The sequence below is a fragment of the Sporosarcina sp. Marseille-Q4063 genome (assembly GCF_018309085.1).
Lineage (GTDB): Bacteria > Bacillota > Bacilli > Bacillales_A > Planococcaceae > Sporosarcina.
Genome location: NZ_CP070502.1, coordinates 2128214 through 2154368 on the forward strand (window position 1 = coordinate 2128214; position 26155 = coordinate 2154368).

A 26155-nucleotide genomic window follows, 5' to 3' on the forward strand; every position below is an offset into this window, starting at 1 on the left:
ATACATGTATTCCCTATCACCCGCCTTCAATAACCTAGCTAAACCATCTAAATGTGACTAATTTAACTCGGCATATCAACACTCGTTGTCTAGCATGTGCAAAATGCCCTAATTTCAAGCAAGTAAATCTAGGGACTAACACGTAGCCCCTATTTTGCAAAACCGACCTTCAAGGCATCACTTACTGTTTCGACACCGATTACCTGAATTCCTTTCGGGTAATCCCAACCGCCTAGATTTGACTGGGGAACGATTGCGCGTTCAAATCCCAGTTTGGCAGCTTCTGAGACTCGTTGTTCAATACGCGAAACACGCCGAACTTCTCCCGTTAACCCAACTTCCCCAATAAAGCAGTCAGATAAACCAGCTGCAGTATCGCGGTAACTGGATACAATGCTTACTAAAACCGCAAGATCGATTGCCGGTTCATCTAGTTTCACGCCGCCCGCGACTTTAATATAGGCATCTTGCGCTTGTAATAGCATACCCATCCGCTTTTCCAAAACCGCCATTAAAAGGGATACCCTGTTTTGGTCCAACCCCGTCGCCATTCGTTTTGGATAATTAAAACTGGAAGGTGTCACGAGCGCCTGGATTTCAACGAGTATCGGCCTTGTTCCCTCCATTGAAGCAACAACCGTTGAACCCGCACCGCCTTGTGATCTTTCTCGAAGAAACAGCTCGGATGGATTTAGCACTTCTTTCAATCCAGATTGCAACATCTCAAAAATAGCGATTTCATTTGTTGAACCGAATCTGTTTTTAACGCTTCGCAAAATCCGGTACGTATGATGGCGTTCTCCTTCAAAATAAAGAACCGTGTCTACCATATGTTCGAGTATTCTCGGACCCGCAATTTGACCGTCTTTCGTCACATGCCCGACGAGAAATATCGCGATGTTTTGCGTCTTCGCGATACGCATGAGCTCAGCTGTGGATTCACGCACTTGCGTAATGCTTCCCGGGGCAGATTTCACTTCCGGGTGATGAATCGTCTGGATGGAGTCGACAATGACAAACTTCGGTTTTACTTCTTCGATCGTATGATGAATTTGCTCCAAATCGGTTTCAGCATATATGTAAAGTTCATCCGATAAAACGCCAAGTCGTTCCGCGCGCAGTTTCGTTTGACGAATCGATTCTTCACCTGAAATATACAAAACGCGATGACCTGCATTCGCAAGTAGCGAGGATACTTGGAGGAGAAGCGTTGACTTACCGATACCTGGATCTCCGGCCGTTAGAAGAAGAGAACCCGGTACAATTCCACCGCCGAGAACTCGGTTTAATTCACCTAAATCGGTTTCCACACGAGGTTCTGCATTGATTTCAACTTTACTGATTGGCATGGCTTTTTGACGCACATTTTCAGAATGCTGGAAAGCGCCTCGCGGACCTTTACTCACAACTTCTATTTCTTCGTTCATTGTGTTCCATTCGCCGCAACCTGGGCAGCGTCCCATCCATTTAGGAGATTCATAGCCACAATCTTTACACATGAATTTTGACTTTCGTTTCGACATATTTACCTCCAAAGACGGAAAGGACAGTCCTATCCCGCCAAAAGTTCCGACGGGGGACTATCCTGGTTCCACCATTATTTTTCTGCGATTACTTCTTCTTTCGATTCGACGCCTTCTGTTCGAACGACAAATTCGTCTTTTTCGACATCGACTACTACTTTACCTCCAGTTAAGACTGTTCCTTTTAGGAGTTCTTCAGATAACCGGTCTTCAATATGTTTTTGAAGCGCGCGGCGTAATGGTCGAGCACCGTATTCAGGGTCGTAGCCAACTTCGGAAATCTTCAGTTTCGCTGCGTCTGTTAATTCTAAGACAATATCTTGTTCATGCAGACGTTTTGATAATTCATTTGCCATAAGCGTAACGATTTTACGCAAATGTTCTTTCTCAAGTGAGTGGAAGACAATCATTTCGTCAACACGGTTCAAGAACTCCGGACGGAATGTTTTCTTCAACTCTTCCAGCATCGTTTTTTTCATGCCTTCGTAATTACGATCGGAATCTTGTAGATTAAAGCCGACATAACGATTCTGTTTAAGGGCATTCGCGCCCACGTTAGATGTCATGATCACAACTGTGTTTCGGAAATCGACTGTACGGCCTTTTGAATCCGTTAGTCGACCATCTTCTAATACTTGAAGAAGAATATTAAAGACGTCTGGATGCGCCTTTTCAATTTCATCAAGCAAAATAACGGAATAGGGTTTACGGCGAACTTGTTCGGTTAATTGACCGCCGTCATCGTGCCCGACATAACCTGGAGGCGAACCGACTAGACGAGAAGTGGAATGCTTCTCCATATATTCGGACATGTCGACACGAATCATCGCATCTTCATCGCCAAACATTGTTTCCGCCAGCGCTCGTGCGAGTTCCGTTTTCCCGACCCCTGTAGGCCCTAGGAAAATAAATGAACCAATCGGTCGTTTTGGATCCTTAAGCCCCGCACGCGCGCGTCGAATGGCTTTGGAGATGGCTGTGACAGCTTCCGCCTGACCAATTACGCGTTCGTGTAATGTATCTTCCATTCTCAATAACTTAATCGACTCGGTTTCGGCGATTTTTGAAACCGGAATGCCGGTCCACATGGCGACAACTTGGGCAATGTCATTCACCGTTACTTTCGATTCTGTCTTGCCTTGTTCTTCTTTCCACGCTTTTTTCGTTTTATCGAGTTCTTCTTTCATCTTCTGTTCCTTATCGCGGAACGAAGCAGCCTTTTCGAACTCTTGGCTTTGAACAGCCTCATTTTTCTCAGAACGAATGGCTTCTAATTTCGTTTCAAGTTCTTTCAAGTTCGGCGGTGTTGTGTACGAACGTAAACGCACTTTCGAACCCGCTTCATCGATTAAGTCAATCGCTTTGTCCGGCAGGAATCTGTCTGAGATATAACGATCCGACATTTTCGCTGCAGCTTCGATTGCTTCATCTGTAATTTTCACGCGGTGATGCGCTTCGTAACGGTCGCGCAACCCTTTAAGAATTTGAATCGATTCGTCGACAGATGGTTCGTCAACTTGAATCGGTTGAAAACGTCTTTCGAGCGCGGCATCTTTTTCAATGTATTTACGGTATTCATCCAGCGTCGTTGCCCCGATACATTGGAGTTCTCCGCGCGCTAATGACGGCTTCAAAATATTCGATGCATCGATGGCACCTTCCGCGCCGCCTGCACCGATTAGCGTATGAAGCTCATCGATGAATAAAATAACGTTGCCCGCTTGGCGGATTTCTTCCATTACTTTTTTCATGCGGTCTTCAAATTCGCCTCGGTATTTCGTACCCGCGACGACCGTACCCATATCAAGTGTCATCACGCGTTTATCGCGAAGGATTTCCGGCACTTCATTGTTCACGACTTGTTGTGCAAGACCTTCTGCAATCGCCGTTTTACCAACACCCGGCTCTCCGATTAGTACCGGATTGTTTTTCGTACGGCGCGCAAGCACTTCAATGACGCGCGTAATCTCATTGCTTCTTCCAATTACAGGGTCGAGTTGTCCTTCACGGGCCACTTCCGTTAAATCGCGCGCAAGTCCATCTAGCGTCGGCGTTGCGGCGGAAGCAGATGCGTTGGCATTTGAACCGCTTGAACTTTCAGTAGTTCCCAGCAATTGCAATACTTGCTGGCGAGCCTTGTTAAGACTGACACCGGCATTGCTAAGTACACGTGCCGCGACGCCTTCCCCTTCACGGATAAGCGCGAGCAAGATGTGTTCTGTTCCGATATATGAATGATTTAACTTCCTTGATTCATCAACAGATAGTTCAATTACTTTTTTCGCACGCGGTGTGTAGTGAACGATAGGACCAACGTCTTTTGTGCCGGATCCGACAAGCTTGTTGACACCTTCTTCAATCGTTACAAAACTGACATCGATTGCTTCAAGCGCTTTCGCTGCGATCCCCCCGCCCTCGCGAATAAGGCCAAGCAAAATATGCTCTGTGCCAATGGACTCGTGTTTCATTCGAATCGCTTCTTCTTGGGCAAGTTGCAACACTTTTTGTGCTCGTTGTGTAAATCGGTTAAACATCATAATTCAGTCCTCTCCTTCTACTATATATAATCTATTCCACAACCTTATACGTCGTTAAACGAAAATAATTAAATCTTTCTAAAGAAGGTCCGGTTTCACTTGATTTGACCTAATTTGACTAATTATACTTCAATGAAATGCAAGGTTCAAAAATATTGCCTATTCTTCCGTGCCTTTTTCAGTAGACGGCCGAGAACCATCAATGGCCAGTCGTTTACGAAAGAGTTTCGCTCTGAAAATATCACGCTCTTCTTGCGTTAAGTCCGTTTGGGCAAATTGCTGAAGAAAACCCGGTTGCATGAAAATCATGAGTTCATTGAGAATTGTCATATCAACATCTTTGATGATGCCCAAGTCAATGCCTAGCCGCACATCCGATAAGCAACGAGCGGCTTCGCCGGTTTGCAATAATCGGGAATAGACAAGCGTCCCAAGCGAGCGGAACAATCGATCTTCTAGCGCGATTTGCGATTTTTCTACCAGTAATTTTCTTGCCCTACGTTCATGGGCGAGAAGATGCGATGTGATATTGCTGAGGTCTTCCAGGATGTCTGCTTCGGTTTTTCCAAGCGTTACTTGATTGGACACTTGGTAAACATTGCCGAGCGCCTTGCTTCCTTCACCATAACTTCCCCGAACCACCAAACCTAAACGCCCGATTGCGGGAATAATTCGGTCAATTTGTTTCGTGATTGTCAAGGCAGGCAAATGCATCATGACCGAAGCCCGCATTCCGGTTCCCGTATTTGATGGGCAACTCGTCAAATAACCAAAATCTTCATCAAATGCATAGGGCAATTCTTTTTCTAAAATATCGTCCACGTGGTTGGCTTTTTCAAAAGCCTCTTCCAACTGTAAACCAGGATAAATGCATTGAATTCGAATATGATCTTCTTCATTGACCATGACGCTTATCGACTCATCTGACGACAATAAGACTGCACCATGTCGATCCGGGTTCGTTAAATGTGGACTCACTAGATGTTTTTCAACGAGCACTTCCCGGTCCAATGAAGAGAGTTCAGACATTCTAGAATAGGTATAATCATCTTCGTTGTTATCCAATAAAGTTCCCGACACGATTTTATCCACGGCTAAAGCTTCGTCGTCATTGGCGGCGATTGGAAACTTATAACCTCTTAAATTCCGTGCCAATCGAATGCGTGTGGAGAGTACAATATCCGAGTTTTCACCGTGAGCAGTCATCCAACCCGTCGCTGCGTTTTGAATGAATTTCTCAATCGACATTGCGTTCTTCACCTCCATGCGCAAGCTGCTCTTGGAGTTCATTTGCTTCGTCGCGTAAAGCGGCAGCCTCTTCAAATCGTTCTTCCGCTACAGCGGCTTGCATTTTTGCGCGTACTTCTTCAACTTTGCGTTTGATTGCGTAAACTTTGTTAAACGAAACAGGTATTTTTCCCGTATGGGTTGTGTGACCACTATGCAGTTTGCCAAAGACATTCGGAAGATGTTGCCGGAACGTATCATAGCAAGTCGCACAGCCAAATTTCCCGATGTCGAGAAACTTCGAAAATGTTAATTTGCAACCCGGGCATTCGATACTTCCAAATTGATTGCCGCGGGCTTGTTGCTGCTCCGTTTTGAATGGCTCCGTTCCGCCGAACCATTGTGATAAGAATTGCTGAATCGATAACGGTTCTTGATGTGGATCAAAATGAAACGTTTCCGATTGGAATGCGCACTTCTCACATAAGTGGCGTTCGACAGCCTCACCGATATACCCTTTTTTAATGATGACGGAAGCGGGTCGTTCTTTACAACTTTCACAAATCATAGTGTGCCACCTCACTTTTGTTTGGTTACTAATTTCTCTTCTTATAGCTGTTCATAAATAAGCGTTATGAGCATTGCGCGCAAAATACGCGCTCGAATTTCATCGCGTTCCGGCAGCGGAATACGGATGGTCGTTCGATCGACTGCCGCAAGTATCAGCTTAGATTCGCGTTCCGAAATCACTTCTTCATCGATGAGCCGATACACAACGTCCAGCGCCATCGTATGCGAAGCGCCGCCGTCGAGACCCGATAGGATATGTTCGATTAATTCTTTACGGGTGTTTGGCCGGACACGAAAAATACGAATATAGCCACCGCCGCCCCGTTTCGATTCAACGGCATATCCACGCTCTGCTGTAAAACGGGTATTGATCACGTAATTGATTTGCGATGGCACGCATTGAAATTTCTCCGCAACTTCATTGCGCTTAATTTCAATAATGCCATTCTGTTCTTTTTCGATAATCGTTTTTAAATACCCTTCAATAATATCAGAAATGTTTCGCACGTCCTCACCTCTTTCATCACGGGCGATAAGGTATTGACTTTGACTATCTTTGACTTAATTGTACAATCGAATTCCCCGATTCGCAATCGATTTGCATTGGGTTTGGTGATCAGAATCAGTATCGGCGGATGAGGGGGGTGTTTAGACATTGGATTGTGATGTGGGAGCTAGCAGAGTTCGTCGAGGCAGGGTGGGAGACGGAGACCGTTGCGGGAATAAACTAGCGTGTTACGGGAGCAAACACAGGCGATACGGGAAGAACCAACGGCGTTGCGGGAATAAATTTGCGCGGGACTCCGTTGCGGGAATAAACAGGCGAGTTACGGGAGCAAACACAGGCGATACGGGAAGAACCAACGGCGTTGCGGGAAGAAATTTGCGCGGGACTCCGTTGCGGGAATAAACTAGCGTGTTACGGGAACAAACACAGGCGATACGGGAAGAACCAACGGCGTTGCGGGAAGAAATTTGCGCGAAACCCCGTTGCGGGAATAAACAGGCGAGTTACGGGAGCAAACACAGGCGATACGGGAAGAACCAACGGCGTTGCGGGAATAAATTTGCGCGGGACTCCGTTGCGGGAATAAACTAGCGTGTTACGGGAACAAACACAGGCGATACGGGAAAAACCAACGGCGTTGCGGGAATAAATTTGCGCGGGATCCCGTTGCTGTTTCACCAGGTAAAGATTGGCCTCGTTTACCAGCACGCTGTCTAACACCATTTAAAAAAGGACTTCCCTCAACCTGGGAAGTCCTTTTCACTTTATTTCACACTCGTATTCGTCAATTCCCTAACCGGTAAAAATTGTTCTCCAGTTTCTAAATACGTCAGAACCAGTTTATCGCCTTCTTGAATATAGATTGCGAGTGGTTCAACCTCAGAGGAAACGAGGTAATTTCGACCATCATCCGCCAAAATCGACACTAGCGTGAAATCGCCGACACGTTCTTTAAACACACGAACGACCGTGATCGCCGCTTTTGCCTCTTCTGCATTCGAACTGCCGTCAACCGTGCTTCCGCCTCGCTGAAGTGCTGTCTTATATAGTTTCAACGCTTCGTTCGGCGTGGTTCCATACACGGATATTTCAGGATTCGCTGCCGACACGATAAAGTAGTTTTGCAAGAATCCGTTCGAGTCCAGAACCGGCGTCAGCCAGCTGGCTTCGCCGTAAAAATTATACAGAACCGGCATTTCGCCAGACCATTTCTTTTCAATAAACTTCTTTTCGATAATCTGTAGAGCCCCTTGCGAATCCATATAGGACTCTTCAAGATTCCCAGTGTAATAAGTCGCCTTCCCTGTACGGCCATCTGTTAACGCATAGCCTAACATCGAATCGACGCCTTCTTTCGGACTCGTGAAGTCTGTGAAGTAATACATATGCCCTTCTTCATCGAATATCGGACTCACATTTGCTTCTGTTCCTTCATCCGAAGGAAGTTTCACGTCTTTCTTACCGACAACGGAATTCCAAAAACCATGAATGTAATTCCCGAAATAACTGTTTTGCAGACTTACAGCTTCCGGAGAAACCGCACCGTTAATAAATGCAGGCACTTCAGCAATCGGGAATTTCTCGATATCGCCTGTCGCCGGGTCCATCATGACAATACCTTTAACGTCAAAACCGTTACGCGCGGTAATAAATTCTCCGTATGAACGAATGTAATGAGGTTTTCCTTCGTCATCAACCTCCAACTGGACGTCGCCGTAAAAAATGAGGTTCGGCATGGCCATTCTGATGTGTCGCTCCACATTCTTGCCGAAATAGGAGGACGGCGTGTAAATCATTTCAGCTTTCACAAATTTCGGATTGTCTGCTGAATCGGTCGCGCTCATCGTAAAGTATCCAGGAGTGGACTTCGCGCTAAACCATTTGAAGAATCCTGAAAATTCAACGGGCGCGATATAGACGAAATCATCGCCCACCTTCTGGATTTGCAAGTTGCCGAGTTCATAGTAACTCGTATTCGGAACTTGGCCGAACGCTTTTTTCATTTTATTCCGCGCGAATTTCGGCGGAACACTTGCCGGCGTTTTTGTTTCATCAAACGCTGTAATTTCCACTTTCTGATCCATTTCCACCGCTTTAAATTTCTTGTCTGCGTTGAAAAGCGGCGCGCTCAGTAGATAGACTACGAACACGGCTGCCCCGATAAATAGAACGATTTTCGGTTTGCGGTCTTTCGGTCCCGCGAACGCTACCCCCATGAAAGTGATGATAAGCAGCATCACCCATAATGAAGTCCAATTTCTATCTAAATTGGATAGGTAATAAACGCCGAACACGATAGCTGCTATCAAAGCCGCGGTGCTTGCCAAGGCTGCCCAACGGTTGAACACTAACTCTTGTTCTTCATTTTCCTTATTCCTTTTCACAGTTGTCGCGAACGGAACGATAATTAGACTAGCTACAATTCCGACTATAATGGAAAATAATAATAGATTAATCATATGAAGCACTCATTTCTTGTTAAGGATTTTAACTACTTCCCTCTATACGATTAAAATACGAAAACGTTTCATTTCTTCCACAAGTTTTTATTAGAAAAAAATTCTTCAATAAAAAACGGACCTCCCTAAACTCTGGGAAGTCCGTTTTGTGTCATCAAGATACCGGTTGTTTTAACGGTTCAAGATCAACTTCAAATCCTAGATCTTCTAGCATTTTCCGGTCTTGATTGTCTTCTTGACCTTCAGTAGTCAAGTAATCACCAATGAAAATCGAATTTGCTGGATATAATCCAAACGGTTGTAAGCTACGTAAATTTACTTCTCGACCACCCGAAATTCGAATCTCTTTCGACGGGTTAATAAACCTGAATAAACACAGTACTTTTAAACAATAACGCGGAGATAACTCATCAACTCCGCCAAGTGGCGTACCGTCAACAGCATGTAAAAAGTTTACAGGGATCGAGTCTGCATCCATTACATGAAGACTGCGTGCCATTGCGATAACATCTTCTTTTGTTTCACGCATACCGATAATAACTCCGGAACACGGCGAAATGCCCGACTCCTTGACTAAATCAACCGTATTTACTCGGTCTTCGTATGTATGTGATGTCGTAATACTTTCATGATGGGCTTCAGATGTATTGATGTTGTGGTTGTATCGATCGACGCCCGCTTCTTTTAAACGCACTGCCTGTTCTGTCTTTAATAATCCTAAACAAGCACAAACTGTCATATGTTCATGTTTCGATTTAATTGCTTTAACAGAATCAATGACTATATCAAGTTCACGATCAGCAGGACCACGCCCACTCGCAACGATACAATAGGTACCCGCATTCAGTTTCGCCGCGCGTTCAGCACCAGCAATAATCTCTTCTCTTTTCATCATGGAATACTTTTCGATTGGCGCTACGGATACGATTGACTGCGCACAATACCCGCAGTTTTCCGGGCATAATCCAGACTTTGTATTAATGATCATATTGAGCTTAACTTTGTTACCAAAATAATGTTTTCGGATTTTATAGGATGCATGGAGAAGGAGCAGCAAATCGTCATCCGGGCTATTTAAAATCGAAAGTGCTTCATCATCAGATAATACTCCCCCCGCAAGGGCGCGTTCCGCTAAATTATCATATAGTGTCAAAATTAACGCCTCACTTTCAACACTTTATACATGCGGTGCCCGAAAATTCCTGCCAATACAGATAGAAAAATATCTTTCGGCAATGGCGGAACCATCCATAACCAAGCGATTTTGTACGTAAATGCATCGGGTGCCGCCGCCCATAGTTTATAAGCAAAGTACATCCAGTTCGTCCCGAACAAGTAGTTAATCGTACAACCAACGAGTGCTGCGAAAATATAACTGTTTAAATGACCATTTTTCTCAACGATTTTTCCGACTATGTACGCTACGAATATAAATGAAACAATAAATCCGAATGTCGGGCTCATTAACGATCCAAACCCTCCGCCAAATTTCGCGAAAACTGGCGCGCCCGCAAGCCCCACAAACATGTAAACCGTCATCGAAATCGCACCCAACCGGCTTCCAAGAATTAAACCTGCAAGAATCGCGAAAAATGTCTGAAGCGTGATCGGCACGCCGCCAACTGTTAAAAACGGGGCAAATGCAGTTATATTCGCTCCGATCATCATGAGCGCTGCAAACATACCGCTGTAAACCAAGCTTAATGCGCTCATTCCACTTTTTGTCTTTGCCGTTGCTGTCGTCATAAGTCACCTCTATTAGTTTGTCATGTTTTTAATAATAAGAGATAAAACCATTTGAGTCAACTGGATTTCAATTAAGGTTAACCTAAAGTGTTTTACCCATAAAAAAATACCGACAGCTGGATGGCCGTCGGTACTTATTATTTCTTTTTAAATTCATCTTTCGGAAAAAGAAAGTATGAAATAATCCCGCTGACAACCACAGCGCCGATCGTGATGAGGACGCGTGATGTTTCGGGCACTTCGGTGTGGCTCCGATTTAACATGAACCAGCTACCCCAAGCAACAATAATCATAATCGGAACCACGTACGCTAAAGCTTTCAACTTGTTCACCCTCAGTAAGTTTTAATAGCTTTAGTCTACCATAATTCGGTTTTAGAACCAGCGTGAACGGCCTCTCCTGCCGAACTCAGGACCATAGCCACCTCCGAACTCCGGTCCAAAACCACCACGTGGGACGACTGGTGCTCCCATTACGTCCTCCGTCGTTTCTGGATAATAATGTCTTGGTATATCGACGTAATGATGTCTATTCACATTGACAATCGGGTGAATAACAGGAACTTCCCGCGGCATATATTCATCGTGAAATCTATATTCCGGCGGGCATACAATCGGCATAACATGATTGTCAGGGCACTTTCCATGATTCATCATACGATCACCTCCTCCTTCTAGTACATGTTTTTAAAAGGAGAATAGACGGGCGAGCGACTATGGGCAATTGAAAAGAATGAGAAATGGGGCTGTGTGTTGCGGGAATATATGTGGAGACTCGTGCGTTGCGTTGCGGGAATAACGTTGGTCGTTACGGGAGCAAAATGACGCGATACGGGAACAAAATCTACGACCCGCGCGTTGTGGGAATAAACTAGTCTGTTACGGGAACAACGTCGGCCGATACGGGAGCAAAATGACGCGATACGGGAACAAAATCTACGACCCGCGCGTTGTGGGAATAAACTAGTCTGTTACGGGAGCAACGTTGGCCGATACGGGAGCAAAATGACGCGATACGGGAATAAAATCTACGACCCGCGCGTTGTGGGAATAAACTAGTCTGTTACGGGAGCAACGTTGGCCGATACGGGAGCAAAATGACGCGATACAGGAACAAAAACTACGACCCGCGCGTTGCGGGAATAAACTAGTCTGTTACGGGAATAACGTCGGCCGATACGGGAGCAAAATGACGCGAGACGGGAATAAAATCTACGACCCGCGCGTTGCGGGAATAAACTAGTCTGTTACGGGAACAACATCGGCCGATACGGGAGCAAAATGACGCGATACGGGAACAAAATCTACGACCCGCGCGTTGTGGGAATAAACTAGTCTGTTACGGAAACAACGTCGGCCGGTACGGGAGCAAAATGACGCGATACGGGAATAAAATCAGCAACCGCATCAGTTCAGAAAATCAACACTGTTAAAATAAACATAATGTTTTATAGGCCATTTTTTCATATAGACAGTCTTCAATTTTCATGGTATTCTAATTTCAGAATATTATGTTAGGAGGATGAACAAATTTATCGTTAAAAAACGTGTTGAACCCTTAATTATCGAGAGCCTTCGGGCGGCTTTGTCTCGACTTGATCCAACTCACGAGAAATATGCAATGCTAAATGGGATGTATTCTTCTCGTATTTCAGGTTTAGCCGGGGAGGATAAGGTAGACCAAGTTTTCCAGAAGTACAAATTCTCGATGCAACATAAAATTTTTAATGGGCTTTCCCTGACATCAAGTACAGATTTCCAAATTGATTCACTGTTCATTACCCCCGCATACGCAGTTGTAATCGAAACCAAAAACCTTGCCGGTTCGATTAAGGTGAAAAACAATCCACCTCAATTGCTACAAACTCTTGATAATGGCGATATAAGAAGTTATGTAAGTCCTGTTTTGCAAGTGCAGTCTAATAAGGAATTGCTACAAGATTGGTTCCATAGCCGGAATATTTCACTTCCCATTTATGGCATCGTCGCCCTTGCTTTCCCAAAGAAAGATGTTGAACTATTTGATACAGATATCCAGTTTTTATACCCTTCCGGAATTCCCTCATATATCCGGAGTCTCCCAACAACCCCTCATTTGTTGGATGAAAAGAACTTTTCCCTTTTGATTAATGACCTTTTTCACAGCGATAAAGAGTTTATTCCTAATCCGCTTTGTCTAACCTACTCTTTACAAAAAAATGATATCTTTACGGGCGTTTTCTGCCCTGCCTGTCGTTTTTTAAGTATGACTAAATATAGGGGCGGCTGGCGTTGTCCAGCATGTGCACACAAAAGTTCACAAGCACATGTACAAGCCATACGTGATTGGTTTCTTTTATTCGGAGGAAAAATGACAAATAAAGATTGTCGTGAATTTCTTAACATACACCAACGATCAACAGCTACCCGAATTTTACAAAGTATGGATTTGCACACAGCTGGAGAAAAGCGCAATCGCACCTATGCAATATCCACTTTTAGATAAAAAATAAATGGAGGAATCATATGATTGGACTACTACCGGAAGAAACAATAAAAGTGTATTTATCAGAGGAAAACACGATTGAGTTGCCCGAAAAATTCTGTAAAAAACTCAACGCCGAATACGAATTAACCCTTGACATACATGTGGATCACATCGTTATACGCCCAGTTCCTAAAGACCCGCATGACTTTTATGAAAAACTATTAACTCAGGTTATCGAGGAGGGATTCAAAGGGAGTAAACTAATTGCAGAAATGCGGAAAAGACTTATACAGCATCAAGGAATTGCACGTGCGATAGCTGCCGATGCAAGAGCAGAAAGAAAAAATGTGGAATACATCGCAAGCATGAAAGAGTTAGAATTGGAGAGTCGACTAGACAGTGATGATTGGAGATACGAAAGCTATTAAATTAACTAAGGGAAATTGACAAAATAAAATTAAAAACGTGCACTAAGCCCCCCAGTGCACGTTAACTAAATTACAACATAATCATTACGATTAAAACAATAATCGGAATGGTAATTACCACCAAAATCCCAATCATAATCGCGATTGCTCCGAAACCACGCCATGCCGAGAAGTTATGCACGAGTCCGAGTCCTTTTGACAAAACGACCACGGCGTATATCGAAACCCCTAATTGGATCAGATTAAGCGGAAGATAAAAACCAATCGACATATTCGTTATGGTGAAAATATCAACTGGCTGCATAAATAGATTCTTTCCATACAGGATAACTGCGATAATCCCAAGCGGCATTGTCCATATGGTTGGTATCAAACCAGCCGCAACCGCATAACTCGTATTGCGTATCGTTCCGGTTCCTCCCAATAGTTTCCCAATCCAAGTGTAAACGACAGATGATAATCCCAAACCTGCGACAGTGCCGATGATTGACAATATCGTAATAATTAAAAGAATAACGGGTAATGAAAACTCAACAAAAAACCCTTGATCCGCGAACGCTAAGATTCCTGTAGCAAAAGATGATAATATGGCCAAAAAGATTAAATAACTAATCGGTTTATTGTCCATCATGTATTGCACGGTGTTCTTGGGCTGAGACCAAATCGATAATAATGGGTTCATACTGTAACCCCCCCTTTATTTCATTATCAAGCCGTTGGAATAAATTGTCTACCCAATTTTCAAACTTCATTCATGCTGCTAATTCTTTTTTGAGTCGAAACTGATTCATTCGAACACTTCTAATCTATGCAACAGTTCATTACGGGATTTATCGAAAACAATATAAATTCATAATTCACGAATGAAAACAGGCGTGTTTCCAACAACCAATTGGTCATTATTCGCCGCTAACTTCAAAATAAAAAAAGAGTCCTCCTTTTTAGGAAAACCCTTTGTATGACACGTATGTTAGGCAATTTTATTATTGATAAGTCTCAGGTAGTTGTTGGTCTTGGAATAAGTGTTCCTTTGCTTCTTCCGCGCAGGAACTAAATATAGGTGCGCCTTCACCGACCATTTTTAACGAAGCAATATAATCTTCGTCATGTCTACGCGCCATTTCTTCTGGATCAACTGGTAAACGATTCATAAACGATCAGCCTCCTTTACATAATAACCGTGGCTAAATGTGACGGGACAAGAAAAATCGCTTAAATCAAACCGATTATCTAGTTATAGTATACCAAATCTTCTGTCACTAGTAAACTACTACGCTTCATTCGTTATACTTTCCAGGTGTAAGGTTATACTATGCAGTAGGGAGGGATTTTTATGCAGAGAGTAATTCTTTTTGACGGCGAGTGTAATTTCTGTGATGCCAACGTGCAATTTATTATCAAACGAGATCCGTACGCACACTTTCATTTCGCATCGTTGCAAGGTGAAACAGGTACGAAGTTCACGAATAAATACGGTATACCCGAAGACGTAGACAGCCTAGTCTTGATTGAAAAAAATAAAGCCTTTACAAAATCGGACGCCGCGCTTCGCATCGCGAAAAAACTTGACGGGTTATGGCATCTGTTATTCATATTTATACTCGTCCCGCGACCGATTCGTGACGGCGTTTATAACTACATCGCTAAAAATCGCTATAAATGGTTCGGCAAAAAAGAACTGGCTTGTTCATTACCATCCCCGGATGTTAGAAAACGATTTTTATAAATCAAAAAAGCCTTCTGGATTTCTCCAAAAGGCTTTTCACATTCATACTTGCAATGCTTCATTTTCTTCAGCGGTAAAGGCACGCGATCTAACTAAGAAACGTTTTCCTTCGACGCCTTCGAGTGAAAACATGCCGCCTCGACCTTCAACTACGTCGATAATGAGTTGCGTATGTTTCCAATAGTCGAACTGGTTTTTATGCATATAAAACGGTGCATCCCCGATGTGACCGAGAAGGACGTCTTGCTCCCCGATTATTAATTCGCCGTCTGGGTAGCACATCGGTGACGACCCGTCGCAACAACCGCCCGATTGATGAAACATGAGCGGTCCATGCTTCTTTTTCAAAAACTCAATGAGTTCCAGTGTCGCGTCAGTCGCAATCACACGTTTTGTCATTGATCTACTCGCTCAAAAGAATCCTTGTTTGTTTTCGTTGTAACTAACAAGCATGTTTTTCGTTTGCTGATAGCCGGACAACATAGCGAGATGGTTTTCGCGTCCGATACCAGATGCTTTGTAGCCTCCGAAAGCTGCATGAGCTGGGTAGACGTGGTAGCAATTCGTCCAAACGCGTCCTGCTTGAATGCCGCGCCCGAAACGATATGCCGTATTGACGTCGCGTGTCCAAACTGCAGCGCCTAGACCATATAATGTGTCATTCGCGATTTCGAGTGCTTCTTCTTTCGTTTTGAAAGTCGTCACGGAAACGACAGGTCCGAAAATTTCTTCTTGGAAAATCCGCATTTTATTGTCGCCTTTAAAGACTGTCGGTTTGACATAATAGCCTTCCGCCAAATCTCCTTCGAACTTGTTTTGTTCGCCGCCCGCTAAACATTCCGCGCCTTCTTGCTTACCGATATCTAGATAGGACAAGATTTTCTCCAACTGTTCCGTTGAAGCTTGAGCGCCCATCATTACTGTTGGGTCGAGCGGGTTTCCTACTTTAATCGCTTCTACTCGAGCAAGTGCCCGTTCCATGAATTTATCATAAATTGATTCGTGGATTAAAGCACGTGACGGACATGTGCACACTTCGCCTTGATTGAGCGCGAACATGACAAATCCTTCGACAGCTTTATCGAAAAACGCATCGTCTTCGTCAGCAATATCCTCAAAGAAGATATTCGGCGATTTTCCGCCCAACTCGAGCGACACCGGGATTGTATTTTGAGATGCATATTGCATAATTAGACGTCCTGTTGTTGTTTCGCCTGTAAAAGCAATTTTCCCGATGCGTGGATTCGATGCAAGCGGCTTTCCTGCTTCTAGACCAAAACCGTTTACAACGTTTACGACACCTGCCGGAAGTAGATCTTCGATTAATTCGACAAGAACCATAATCGATGCCGGTGTTTGTTCAGCCGGTTTTAAGATGACGCAGTTTCCAGCTGCTAGTGCTGGTGCTAATTTCCAAACCGCCATTAAAATCGGGAAGTTCCACGGAATAATTTGACCGACGACTCCAATCGGCTCATGGAAGTGATACGCGACTGTATCATCATCAATTTGGCTTACGCCGCCTTCTTGCGCACGAATTGCCCCTGCAAAATAACGGAAGTGGTCAATTGCGAGCGGAATGTCCGCGTTCAATGTTTCGCGAACCGCTTTTCCATTTTCCCACGACTCCGCAACAGCCAACATCTCCAAATTTTGTTCCATGCGATCTGCGATTTTGAGTAAAATATTTGAGCGTTCCGTTACAGACGTTTTTCCCCATGCATCTTTTGCGGCATGCGCTGCATCAAGTGCAAGTTCAATATCTTCTGAAGTTGAACGGGCTACTTCCGTGAAAACTTTCCCCGTAACCGGCGTCGGATTATCAAAATACTTGCCGCTTACCGGCGGTGTCCATTTCCCACCGATATAATTTTCGTACCTTTCCTTGTAATTCACTTTCGCTCCGTCCGTGTTTGGAAATGCGTAAACTTGATTCTCTACTGCTTGTACCATTTTCCATTCCTCCCATTTCGATAATTTTCTAAAACATGTTGCGAATAGATTCCCTATGAATCTACTTGCCTACCAAATTCCTGAAATTCTAAGAGGTTGCACACTCATTATGTCAGACTAAATATAATATTTCAACTAAATAAATAACGAGTCTTGTTTTAGTGCGGATTTACGACAAATAAAGTTGTAATTCGATAGTATTCCCCAGGAAATAGGGTGAAAATAATCCATTTTTCGAGCCGACTATAGACCCTTCAATTCTATTAAAAGAATCAAAGTTCATTGTAAATAACTTTTTAAAACCATTCACAACTGTTAATAATTATCTGATTCATCTGACACCACTCCCTGCTCTGTTGGGTTTCTCCGCCAACATGATGATTTGACGTGATTTTTTCACGCACTACTATCCTATGGGCGGGTACCCGGGAATATGCCTAAACAGGTAAAGTTTTTTTATTCTACAAAAAAAGCCTCTCCATCTTTACGAGATAGAGAGGCAATTCTTATATAGTTATTTTAGATAAGCCCAAGCATACTGCGCGTACAGTTCCGCACCGGTGGCAAGTGCATCTTCGTCAATATCAAAATTTCCATGGTGATGCGACCATTCAGTATCTTTTTTGGCATTCCCACTCCCTACGAGCGCGAAACTGCCAGGGGCTTTGTCTAGATAGAACGAGAAATCTTCTGCGCCCATTGTCGGCTTTTCAGCAAAAATAACGTCAGATCCAAATGCCTCTGTAGCAACTTGCTGAACGAGAACGGCACTTTCCTCATCATTAATGACTGGTTGCGTGCCGCGGATGTACTCAACTTCTGCAGTAGCGCCGTATGTCGATGCCACGTTTTGTGCGTAGTGACTAATGCTCTTTTCAATATGATTTCGCGTCTCTTGATTAAATGTGCGAACAGTTCCTTCTATAAGCGCATTCTCAGCAATCACGTTAAAACGAGTGCCGACATCCATTCTTCCGATTGTAAGTACGGCTGCGTTTTGTGGATCGATTGTTCGCGAAACAACTGTTTGAATATTCATGACAAAAGAAGAGGCAACGAGTGCGGCGTCGATGCAATCTTCGGGAATCGCCCCGTGTCCGCCTTTCCCTACGAAATTAACCCTGAAAATATCAGCTGCGGCAAACGACGGTCCAGGTGGGCATGAAACTTTATGCGTCGGCATTTGCGACCAAATATGGATACCGAATACATTATCGACACCATCCATCGCGCCTTGTTCGACCATCGCTTTTGCGCCTTCGGCAATTTCTTCAGCGGGTTGGAATATAAGACGTACATTTCCTGGAAGATCATCTTTCACTTCAGACAATGCTTTTGCTGCAATCAAAAGCATTGATGTATGGGCGTCATGTCCGCAAGCATGCATTTTCCCATTCACTTTTGACGCATAAGGGACGTGGGTATTGAGCTGTTCAACTGGTAGCGCATCCATGTCTCCACGCAGTGCAACTGTTTTTCCGCCCGGTTGACCTTCTATCGTTGCAATGACGCCAGTCGGTTCGGTTCTTCGATACGAAATGCCAAGCGCATCGAGATAATCACAGATGAATTGGGTTGTTTGCACTTCTTCCCACGGCAATTCCGGTTCGCTGTGCAATTTTCGTCGAAGCGCTGTTAATTCGTCGCTATATTGAGTGATTAAATCTTTAATCTTTTGATTAATCATGACGTCTCTTCCTCCATTAATCGTTTTACCGTTTCGAATAAAATATTTGTGCCAGCTGCCAAATCACTTGCATCCGACCATTCTTCCGGACAATGGCTGAGTCCGTCTTTACTCGGGATGAATACCATTCCACAAGCAGTGAAATCTGACAACACCATCGCATCATGCCCGGCGCCACTTTGCATGTTGCAGTTCGTAATTTCTAACGCATCGCTCGTCTCCTTCAAAATGGAACGAATATTTTCATCCAAAAACTTCGGTTGAATATAGAGCATTTCCTCCACACTGATATGAATGCCCTTCTCTTGCCCGGTAGCAATTCGTTCGTTAGTACGTCGAACAGCTTCAAGGATATTTTCTTCCTTGCCCGCTCGTATATCGATTGTGAAAGTAACTTTATCTGGAATTACATTCGCACCGTTTGGATAAACATTCAATCGACCTGTTGTAATTACAGTCCCTTCCCCTATAGAGGTTGCCAGTTCAGGCAAGTCACCAATAATTTGCGCGGCTGAGACAAGGGCATCGGAGCGCCGGTTCATGGGCGTTGTACCTGCATGCCCGGCTTGCCCTTGCACGGTTACTTCCAATTGCGTCAGTCCCACGATCGACTCAACAATACCTACCTGGATGCCTTTTTCTTCGAGAATCGGGCCTTGTTCGATATGCAGTTCTAGAAAAGCACGAATGGTTTCGTGATCACGCACCTTCTTTTTCAAGGGATCCAGTCCAATGGTCAACATCGCATCTTCGGCTAAAACACCATCTTTATCCGCGAGCTTTTTAAAATCCTCATCGGAAAGCATCCCCATCATGCCCCTAGAACCCATGAGTCCCCCGCCGAACCGCGAACCTTCTTCTTCCACAAGCGCGATAATTTCGAGGGGATACGTTGGCTGCACGTTATTTTCTTTGAACAATGCAGCTACTTCTAGCCCGACAACAACACCTGCAGTACCGTCGTAAGCACCGCCATTCGGAACAGAATCGAAATGAGAACCGACAATAACAGATGGCTTGTCTGGTGAAGTTCCTTCGAGTTTCCCGAAAATATTTCCAAATCCGTCTTCAGACACTTCGAGACCGTACTCGATCATTTTTTCTTTAATAAAGTTTCGCGCCTGCAAATCTTCTTTGCTATATGTAAGCCTCGTCACGCCTTGACCTGGCGTTGACGTAAAACGGTTTAATAATTCTATATGTTGTTCGATTCGTTCTTGATTTGCCTTCATAGACTTATCCTCCCACTACTTATAAAAATCCAACAAAAATGCCAGCGAGAACGACAGAAACTATTGTGACGCTGATAAAACCGCCGACCAGCATCGGTGGAAGCATATGACTCGTCAATACTTCACGTTCCTTTTCATCTTCCGTCAAGGAGACAATCACTTCATTCGTAATGATGTAATCTGCTGGGAAGCCATACAATGCAGTCAAAGAAATAGCGAATGCCATCTCCTTGCTCACTTTTAGCACTTTACCCATGAAAAATGAAAATATGTACATGCCGAAAACCCCTAACCCGATACATACAACAAGCGGGTACAGAATATCCATCATCATTTCCGGAGTAGCAACTTTCAAACCGTCGAAAACAAAGAGCATTAGCGCAAGAATCGCAAATCCGAATCCATTTGCCTTTTGCAACACTTGACGCTCCAAAAACCCGATACTCGTTGCAATGACGCCGAATAATAAACAAAGAACATACGGACTGATTGTAAAGAGCGGCGCAACCAACTCCGACGTTAGGTATGCAAGGTAGCCTACAATGGCCAGTCTAAAAAACTTAAAGTAATCAGTATTATATTTCGAGGGCATTTTGCTAAATAACTTGAGTTCGTGTTGTTCTGGACCGCCGTTCTTACTTTCCGACTTCTCCGCCAACTCCCCATTTCGAAACTTACCAAGAAGCATTTTACCTTCTTTCTTTAACACAAATGAAGTCAATGGGTATCCTGCAAATCCCTGCATCACGTATATAACAATCGCAAATACCGACAACATCGTAAGTCCGGCACCTGCTGCGCCTTCTGACATAATTAACGCTGATACGATACCACCGACGAGAGGCGGAATCGCAACAAGAACTGTTTGCACATCAAACAACAACGTACCGATTCCAAACAATATGACAACAATCCCTAAAATTCCTGCCAGGGAAATTAATATTGTTTTCCACTGCCTCATCAATTCTTGAACAGACAATAATGTACCCATATTCGTAATCAGCAAGTAGATTAACATTGTTGCAACAACCGGTGGTACACCTGCAAGCGCGACAATATCTTGCGGGAAAAAAGTCCAATAACCAAGCAAAAATAGGACTGCACTGATAAACACGGAAGGGATCCAAGCTTTTGTGCGAACTGCGACAAGATCTCCGATGAATAAAATAGCTACGACAAGCACTAAAGCGAGCATTTGCGACACTAAAATCCCTCTTTTCTAATAATAATGAATTAACTTACACTATCACAAAAGTTTGTGAAATAAAAGTGTATCTTTTTACCATTATCAAAAACTTCTTTTTATTGAGAGATTTACACTTTGTTCATATCCCTTTAATAATTTGTTCATATTTTCCATGTAATCTATATATAACAAGAAAATACGAGGAGGAATTAATTTGGAAACAGAAAAGAGAAATAGTCCTTGGAAACGGTTTTTATCCACTGTAGGCGCTGGTGTCATTGGTTCTGTGTTGACACTCGGAGTTGTTTTCAACACGGATTTAGTGCCAGCAACATCACAAAATACCGCTGGGGTTCAAGCGGACAACACCCCTTCCTATAACATCGAACAAGCATCGGCAAAAAATGCCCCCCTTTCACTTTCAGATATGGTTGAACAATCATCAAATGCGATTGTCGGTGTCGTGAAGTATCAAAGCAACGGAAATCGTTTTGCGCAAAACGTTGAAGATGTTGAAAGCGGCACGGGATCCGGCGTTATTTATAAAGTAGACGGGAACGATGCTTACGTCGTTACGAATAATCACGTCATTGCAGATGCGCAGAAAATTGAAGTATCCCTTGAGAGCGGAGAAACGACGACCGCTGAACTTATCGGGCAAGACGCGCTCAGCGATTTAGCCGTTTTGAAAATCGATGCGAAATACGCGAAAAGCGTCCTTGAATTTGGTGATTCCGACAAGCTTCGAGCCGGAGATCCAGTCGTCGCGATTGGAAACCCGCTTGGTCTCGAGTTTTCTAGAACGGTTACACAAGGAATTGTCAGTGCCGTCGACCGAACGATAAATGTGGAAACAGCGGCTGGCGCTTGGGAATTAAACGTTATCCAAACCGACGCAGCCATTAACCCTGGAAACTCCGGCGGCGCATTATTGAACGCGGCTGGCGAACTGATCGGCATTAACAGCTTGAAAATCGCGCAAGGCGGCGTTGAAGGACTCGGATTCGCCATTCCGAGTAATGAAGTCGGTCCGATTGTCGATGAAATCGTTAAAAACGGAAGTGTTGAACGACCGTATATCGGTGTCGGCCTTGCCAATCTCAACGAGGTTCGCGCGGAGTACGTGCAACATCTTCCAGAATCTGTCGAAGGCGGCGCCATGATTGTCAGCGTCGACCCTGAATCAGCGGCCGGAAAAGCCGGTATCAAAGAACAAGATATTATTACCGAGATCAACGGCACAGCCGTGAAAAACTCCACTGAATTACGCAAGTATCTTTATTCGGAACTGAAAGTCGGCGACAAAGCCTCTTTCACCATCTACCGCGGAGCCGACAAAATAACGATTGACCTTACTTTAACGAGCAATAGTAAATAAAAATCTGAACTTTACCGAGTACTTGAATGATTAATTGTTCAAGTACTCGGTTTTTTCTTTGATTGAGTTGATTTCCGTCTCGGATATGCAAACTGTGGAGCTCGCTTGCACCTGATGTGGTTTTGCTTGCACTCTAGGGTAGTTTGCTTGCACTTGGTAGATGTTTGCTTGCACTCAAATCATTTTGCTTGCAACTCGTGACCTTTGACGCACTCGAAACACCGCACGAGTTTCAAGACAAGGGGTTTCTAGTTGCTTATTTCTCGTTTTCACTTTAATTTTAGAATAATGACAACTTGGGAAGGAGGCGCCGTTTGTTGAAAATTTTAGTAATTGAGGACAATGAAAGTGTCTCCTCGATGATTGAATTGTTTTTCTCGAAAGAAGGAATTGAAGGCGAATTCGTTAAAGACGGTCTTGAGGGCTTGAAACGGGCACGTGCAGGCGGTTGGGATTGCCTCATCATCGACTGGATGTTGCCCGGAATGGAAGGCATTATGATTTGCCGGAAATTACGCGCAGAAAATTATTCCGGCCCGATCATCATGCTCACCGCAAAAGACAGCGAATCCGACCAAGTGCTAGGCCTGGAAATGGGCGCGGATGATTATGTAACAAAACCATTCAGCCCATTAACATTAATGGCTCGAATAAAAGCCGTCACAAGGAGATACTCGACACATACAGCTGAACCAGAACAATCAGGAATCATCAAAACCGCTCATTTTATTATTAATCAAAACACGCGGGAAGTATTACTCGACGGAAAACCCGTCCAAAACTTAACGCCAAAAGAATTCGATCTGTTACTGCATTTCGTGCAACATCCAAAACAAGTATTTTCACGCGAACAACTATTAGAACGCGTTTGGGGTTTCGACTTTTACGGAGATGATCGAACGGTGGACGTCCACATTAAACGTTTGCGAACAAAAATCGCGACTGATACGCAGCCGTTTTTCCATACGGTTTGGGGCGTCGGGTATCGTTTCGATGAAACCGTTGGTGATTCCACTTGAGGATTAAATACTTATACCAACAACTTGCCAGTCACTTAAGCGTGATTATTGTCGCTTTCCTGATTTTAAGTTTAGTGTTTTCCCAGTACGTCGAGAAATTCGTTTACGACTCGAAAACTGAAGAACTCGTGACCTACGGGCAAAACATTTTGGCAGATACCGAAAGAAACCAACTTAATTCGAGCAGTATTTTAAAATCCTATGGACATATTCTCGATGGCCGAGATATTCAGTACAGCCTTTTCAATGAAAACTCGGTCATCACGTATTCAACCGGACAAAAAACGCCGCTCATTGAATTGCGGGATGAAGAATGGCAAGACATCAAAAATGGCAATATCATCACCGTTAAACAAGACTTCAACCGTTTTGATGAAGCCGTCACTTTTGTCTTGCTACCGTATTTTCATAACGACCGATTCATCGGCGGGATCCTGCTCACCTCTCCCATTAAAGGATCGCGTCAAGTCGTCTCGCAAATGAATACCTTTTTACTCTACACAACCGCCATTGCGCTCGTGTTTTCATTATTATTGAGTTGGATTCTATCCACCTTTCATGTCCGACGCATTAAACGACTTCAAGAAGCAACATCGCTTGTTTCAGGCGGGGATTATTCCGTACGCATTCCTTCCTCCAACTTCGATGAAATCAGCGAACTGGCGGGCGATTTCAATAGCATGGTGGAGAAACTGAATGACTCTATGGAAGAGATTAAAACATTGGAAAATCGGCGACGCCAATTCATGGCAGACGTCTCCCACGAATTAAGAACGCCGCTCACCACAATTCGCGGCATTATCGAGGGCATGAGCAACAACATGATTTCCGAAGAGGAAAAAGCAAAAGGACTAGGACTTGCCAGCAATGAAACACGACGTCTCATCCGCCTAGTCAATGAAAACTTGGATTACGAAAAAATTCGATCGAACCAAATCGAGCTGCATAAACAAGATATTCATCTCATCGAGTTATTTGAAATCATTAAAGATCAACTCGGCGATATGGCTGCTGAAAGGGACAATGAAATCGTTATTTCTGCAGAATCCGATGTGATTTTGCATGCGGATTATGACCGTTTGACGCAGATTTTGATTAACATCACCAAAAACAGCATTCAATTTACTGAGAACGGCGTTATATCTTTACGTGGATTTGAGCAAAATGAACATGTCATGATTGAAATTTCCGATACGGGCGTCGGCATCGATCCAGCTGATATTGAAAAAATATGGAGCCGCTTTTACAAGGCGATTTTATCGAGAACGACGAACCCTTATGGAGAATTCGGCCTGGGGTTATCCATTGTCAAACAACTCGTAATGATGCATAATGGAACAATTGATGTTGCAAGTGACCAAGGAAAAGGAACAAAATTTACAATTACTTTGCCGAAATAGGGTATACTACTAATTAGCATTCGGAAGTTTTCATCACCAAATTCTATTTGTTAATAGTTTGTTCATATTTCGCATGTACAATCGAAGTAAATCTAACATTTATGGGGGAGAAATAATGCGCAAGAAGTTCATGAAATCACTGCTACTCACTGGTTTGCTAGCAATCGCATTCGTTATCGCGGGTTGTTCAAATGATGGTGAAAAAGTAGCAACAGTCGACGGTCAAAAAATTACAAAAGATGAGTTATACAATGCAATGGTAAAAACGGGTGGTCAAGAAGCCCTTTCAGTATTAATCGACGGCAAATTAATCGATCTTGAAGTAAAAGATAAAAAAATTAAAGTATCCGACAAGGAAGTCGAAGATGAGTTTGCAACCTTCGTTGAACAAACTGGCGGCGAAGAAGCATTCAAATCCGCTCTTGAACAAAGTGGAATGAGCGAAAAAGAATTCAAAGAAAATATTGTTGAATACTTATCACTTCGTAAATTACTAGAACCACGCATTGAAATTACTGATGAAGAAATCGAAGCTTATTACGAAGAACACAAAGAGCAATTGGGCCAACCTGAACAAGTAGAAGCAAGCCATATTCTTGTTGAAGATGAAAAAACAGCAAAAGAAGTCGAACAAAAGCTTAAAGACGGCGGAGACTTCGCGAAACTTGCCGAAGAGTATTCACAAGATCCATCCAATGCAACGAACGCGGGCGAACTAGGATTTTTCGGAAAAGGTAAAATGGTTCCGGAATTCGAAGAAGTTGCATTCGCAATGGAAGTTGATGAAATCAGCGGTCCTGTAGAAACGAGTCACGGTTTCCACATTATCCACGTCACGGATAAAAAAGAAGCAAAAGAAGCTTCACTTGAAGATTCAAAAGAGCAAATTAAAGACGCTATTTTCGAGGAAAAAATGAACACAGAATACGAAGCCTTAATGGGCGAATTGAAAGAGAAGTACAAAGTTGAAAATACTTTGACTGAAAAAGAAGGAAAATAAGTCAGCGTTTAAAGGAAAAGCTTTCGGGCTTTTCCTTTTTTTATTGGGGAATTAGCCTGTAATATAATGGGTTCAGAGTTTATTACCGTTGCTCTATGGTTTATTCCCGT

The 26155-nt window shown here is 43.7% G+C and carries 25 protein-coding genes; 7 read left to right on the plus strand and 18 right to left on the minus strand.

Annotated features, from left to right (window positions below; all coding sequences use genetic code 11):
- Positions 1–149 precede the first annotated feature (149 nt).
- The 11 genes from radA to JSQ81_RS11110 form a co-directional block, all read right to left on the minus strand.
- Positions 150–1523 carry a DNA repair protein RadA gene (gene radA / locus JSQ81_RS11060; RefSeq protein ID WP_212604127.1) on the minus strand — a complete coding sequence of 458 codons (1374 nt, stop codon included), beginning with the start codon at positions 1521–1523 and terminating at the stop codon, positions 150–152.
- Between the two features lie 74 nt (positions 1524–1597).
- A complete protein-coding gene (locus tag JSQ81_RS11065) occupies positions 1598–4060 on the minus strand; it encodes an ATP-dependent Clp protease ATP-binding subunit (RefSeq protein WP_212604128.1) in 2463 nt (820 codons plus the stop codon).
- A 159-nt stretch (positions 4061–4219) separates the two neighbouring features.
- Complete coding sequence (locus JSQ81_RS11070) at positions 4220–5308, minus strand: protein-arginine kinase McsB (RefSeq protein WP_212604129.1); 1089 nt, start codon at positions 5306–5308, stop codon at positions 4220–4222.
- A complete protein-coding gene (locus JSQ81_RS11075) occupies positions 5298–5855 on the minus strand; it encodes a UvrB/UvrC motif-containing protein (RefSeq protein ID WP_212604130.1) in 558 nt (185 codons plus the stop codon). Before JSQ81_RS11075 ends, JSQ81_RS11070 begins: the two co-directional genes overlap by 11 nt.
- Before the next feature lie 41 nt (positions 5856–5896).
- Positions 5897–6364, minus strand: a complete 468-nt coding sequence (locus JSQ81_RS11080) for a CtsR family transcriptional regulator (protein ID WP_212604131.1) — start codon at positions 6362–6364, stop codon at positions 5897–5899.
- Between the two features lie 412 nt (positions 6365–6776).
- The gene (locus JSQ81_RS11085) at positions 6777–7088 is read right to left on the minus strand and encodes a hypothetical protein (protein WP_212604132.1); all 312 of its coding nucleotides are present in this window, start codon (positions 7086–7088) and stop codon (positions 6777–6779) included.
- Between the two features lie 41 nt (positions 7089–7129).
- Positions 7130–8824 (minus strand): MFS transporter, encoded by a 1695-nt coding sequence (locus JSQ81_RS11090; protein WP_212604133.1) that lies wholly within the window; start codon positions 8822–8824, stop codon positions 7130–7132.
- A gap of 154 nt (positions 8825–8978) precedes the next feature.
- Positions 8979–9977 (minus strand): biotin synthase BioB, encoded by a 999-nt coding sequence (gene bioB, locus JSQ81_RS11095; RefSeq protein WP_212604134.1) that lies wholly within the window; start codon positions 9975–9977, stop codon positions 8979–8981.
- 2 nt (positions 9978–9979) lie between these two features.
- Complete coding sequence (locus JSQ81_RS11100) at positions 9980–10570, minus strand: biotin transporter BioY (protein WP_212604135.1); 591 nt, start codon at positions 10568–10570, stop codon at positions 9980–9982.
- Between the two features lie 137 nt (positions 10571–10707).
- On the minus strand, positions 10708–10893 hold the full coding sequence (locus tag JSQ81_RS11105; RefSeq protein WP_249336520.1) for a histidine kinase: 186 nt from the start codon (positions 10891–10893) through the stop codon (positions 10708–10710).
- Between the two features lie 51 nt (positions 10894–10944).
- The gene (locus tag JSQ81_RS11110) at positions 10945–11226 is read right to left on the minus strand and encodes a hypothetical protein (RefSeq protein ID WP_212604136.1); all 282 of its coding nucleotides are present in this window, start codon (positions 11224–11226) and stop codon (positions 10945–10947) included.
- Positions 11227–12091: 865 nt separating this feature from the next.
- Here JSQ81_RS11110 and JSQ81_RS11115 point away from each other — a divergent pair.
- Both JSQ81_RS11115 and JSQ81_RS11120 read left to right on the plus strand, forming a co-directional pair.
- Positions 12092–13054, plus strand: a complete 963-nt coding sequence (locus JSQ81_RS11115) for a nuclease-related domain-containing protein (protein WP_212604137.1) — start codon at positions 12092–12094, stop codon at positions 13052–13054.
- 20 nt (positions 13055–13074) lie between these two features.
- Entirely contained in the window at positions 13075–13464 is a 390-nt protein-coding gene (locus JSQ81_RS11120) for a hypothetical protein (protein WP_212604138.1), read from the plus strand.
- 70 nt (positions 13465–13534) lie between these two features.
- On the opposite strand, the gene JSQ81_RS11125 is transcribed toward JSQ81_RS11120, so the two are convergent.
- Together JSQ81_RS11125 and JSQ81_RS11130 are read right to left on the minus strand one after the other, a co-directional pair.
- Positions 13535–14146, minus strand: coding sequence for a YIP1 family protein (locus tag JSQ81_RS11125; protein ID WP_212604139.1), 612 nt, complete (start codon positions 14144–14146; stop codon positions 13535–13537).
- A 301-nt stretch (positions 14147–14447) separates the two neighbouring features.
- The gene (locus tag JSQ81_RS11130; protein WP_212604140.1) at positions 14448–14615 is read right to left on the minus strand and encodes a hypothetical protein; all 168 of its coding nucleotides are present in this window, start codon (positions 14613–14615) and stop codon (positions 14448–14450) included.
- A gap of 182 nt (positions 14616–14797) precedes the next feature.
- Between JSQ81_RS11130 and JSQ81_RS11135 the strand changes: the two genes are divergently transcribed.
- Positions 14798–15190 carry a thiol-disulfide oxidoreductase DCC family protein gene (locus JSQ81_RS11135; RefSeq protein ID WP_212604141.1) on the plus strand — a complete coding sequence of 131 codons (393 nt, stop codon included), beginning with the start codon at positions 14798–14800 and terminating at the stop codon, positions 15188–15190.
- 42 nt (positions 15191–15232) lie between these two features.
- On the opposite strand, the gene JSQ81_RS11140 is transcribed toward JSQ81_RS11135, so the two are convergent.
- The 5 genes from JSQ81_RS11140 to JSQ81_RS11160 all read right to left on the minus strand — a co-directional run bounded on the left by JSQ81_RS11140 (position 15233) and on the right by JSQ81_RS11160 (position 21266).
- On the minus strand, positions 15233–15589 hold the full coding sequence (locus JSQ81_RS11140) for a DUF779 domain-containing protein (protein ID WP_212604142.1): 357 nt from the start codon (positions 15587–15589) through the stop codon (positions 15233–15235).
- Positions 15590–15601: 12 nt separating this feature from the next.
- Positions 15602–17143 (minus strand): aldehyde dehydrogenase, encoded by a 1542-nt coding sequence (gene adh, locus JSQ81_RS11145; protein ID WP_212604143.1) that lies wholly within the window; start codon positions 17141–17143, stop codon positions 15602–15604.
- A 514-nt stretch (positions 17144–17657) separates the two neighbouring features.
- The gene (locus JSQ81_RS11150) at positions 17658–18830 is read right to left on the minus strand and encodes an amidohydrolase (protein WP_212604144.1); all 1173 of its coding nucleotides are present in this window, start codon (positions 18828–18830) and stop codon (positions 17658–17660) included.
- A complete protein-coding gene (locus JSQ81_RS11155; RefSeq protein ID WP_212604145.1) occupies positions 18827–20062 on the minus strand; it encodes a Zn-dependent hydrolase in 1236 nt (411 codons plus the stop codon). The genes JSQ81_RS11150 and JSQ81_RS11155 overlap by 4 nt, the downstream gene beginning before the upstream one ends.
- A gap of 19 nt (positions 20063–20081) precedes the next feature.
- On the minus strand, positions 20082–21266 hold the full coding sequence (locus JSQ81_RS11160; RefSeq protein ID WP_212604146.1) for a hypothetical protein: 1185 nt from the start codon (positions 21264–21266) through the stop codon (positions 20082–20084).
- Between the two features lie 196 nt (positions 21267–21462).
- Between JSQ81_RS11160 and JSQ81_RS11165 the strand changes: the two genes are divergently transcribed.
- The 4 genes from JSQ81_RS11165 to JSQ81_RS11180 all read left to right on the plus strand — a co-directional run bounded on the left by JSQ81_RS11165 (position 21463) and on the right by JSQ81_RS11180 (position 26045).
- The gene (locus tag JSQ81_RS11165) at positions 21463–22626 is read left to right on the plus strand and encodes a S1C family serine protease (RefSeq protein ID WP_249336521.1); all 1164 of its coding nucleotides are present in this window, start codon (positions 21463–21465) and stop codon (positions 22624–22626) included.
- Positions 22627–22943: 317 nt separating this feature from the next.
- The gene (locus JSQ81_RS11170; protein ID WP_212604147.1) at positions 22944–23645 is read left to right on the plus strand and encodes a response regulator transcription factor; all 702 of its coding nucleotides are present in this window, start codon (positions 22944–22946) and stop codon (positions 23643–23645) included.
- Positions 23642–25045 carry a sensor histidine kinase gene (locus tag JSQ81_RS11175; RefSeq protein ID WP_212604148.1) on the plus strand — a complete coding sequence of 468 codons (1404 nt, stop codon included), beginning with the start codon at positions 23642–23644 and terminating at the stop codon, positions 25043–25045. The genes JSQ81_RS11170 and JSQ81_RS11175 overlap by 4 nt, the downstream gene beginning before the upstream one ends.
- Before the next feature lie 115 nt (positions 25046–25160).
- The gene (locus JSQ81_RS11180; protein ID WP_249336522.1) at positions 25161–26045 is read left to right on the plus strand and encodes a peptidylprolyl isomerase; all 885 of its coding nucleotides are present in this window, start codon (positions 25161–25163) and stop codon (positions 26043–26045) included.
- Positions 26046–26155: the final 110 nt, after the last annotated feature.

Bases quoted from the DNA above. Each gene is read 5' to 3' on its own strand.
- radA (WP_212604127.1), bottom strand. From the start codon at position 1,523: ATGTCGAAACGAAAGTCAAAATTCATGTGTAAAGATTGTGGCTATGAA.
- JSQ81_RS11065 (WP_212604128.1), bottom strand. From the start codon at position 4,060: ATGATGTTTAACCGATTTACACAACGAGCACAAAAAGTGTTGCAACTT.
- JSQ81_RS11070 (WP_212604129.1), bottom strand. From the start codon at position 5,308: ATGTCGATTGAGAAATTCATTCAAAACGCAGCGACGGGTTGGATGACT.
- JSQ81_RS11075 (WP_212604130.1), bottom strand. From the start codon at position 5,855: ATGATTTGTGAAAGTTGTAAAGAACGACCCGCTTCCGTCATCATTAAA.
- JSQ81_RS11085 (WP_212604132.1), bottom strand. From the start codon at position 7,088: ATGGTGTTAGACAGCGTGCTGGTAAACGAGGCCAATCTTTACCTGGTG.
- JSQ81_RS11090 (WP_212604133.1), bottom strand. From the start codon at position 8,824: ATGATTAATCTATTATTATTTTCCATTATAGTCGGAATTGTAGCTAGT.
- JSQ81_RS11100 (WP_212604135.1), bottom strand. From the start codon at position 10,570: ATGACGACAGCAACGGCAAAGACAAAAAGTGGAATGAGCGCATTAAGC.
- JSQ81_RS11110 (WP_212604136.1), bottom strand. From the start codon at position 11,226: ATGATGAATCATGGAAAGTGCCCTGACAATCATGTTATGCCGATTGTA.
- JSQ81_RS11115 (WP_212604137.1), top strand. From the start codon at position 12,092: ATGAACAAATTTATCGTTAAAAAACGTGTTGAACCCTTAATTATCGAG.
- JSQ81_RS11120 (WP_212604138.1), top strand. From the start codon at position 13,075: ATGATTGGACTACTACCGGAAGAAACAATAAAAGTGTATTTATCAGAG.
- JSQ81_RS11125 (WP_212604139.1), bottom strand. From the start codon at position 14,146: ATGAACCCATTATTATCGATTTGGTCTCAGCCCAAGAACACCGTGCAA.
- JSQ81_RS11130 (WP_212604140.1), bottom strand. From the start codon at position 14,615: ATGAATCGTTTACCAGTTGATCCAGAAGAAATGGCGCGTAGACATGAC.
- JSQ81_RS11135 (WP_212604141.1), top strand. From the start codon at position 14,798: ATGCAGAGAGTAATTCTTTTTGACGGCGAGTGTAATTTCTGTGATGCC.
- JSQ81_RS11140 (WP_212604142.1), bottom strand. From the start codon at position 15,589: ATGACAAAACGTGTGATTGCGACTGACGCGACACTGGAACTCATTGAG.
- adh (WP_212604143.1), bottom strand. From the start codon at position 17,143: ATGGTACAAGCAGTAGAGAATCAAGTTTACGCATTTCCAAACACGGAC.
- JSQ81_RS11150 (WP_212604144.1), bottom strand. From the start codon at position 18,830: ATGATTAATCAAAAGATTAAAGATTTAATCACTCAATATAGCGACGAA.
- JSQ81_RS11155 (WP_212604145.1), bottom strand. From the start codon at position 20,062: ATGAAGGCAAATCAAGAACGAATCGAACAACATATAGAATTATTAAAC.
- JSQ81_RS11180 (WP_249336522.1), top strand. From the start codon at position 25,161: ATGCGCAAGAAGTTCATGAAATCACTGCTACTCACTGGTTTGCTAGCA.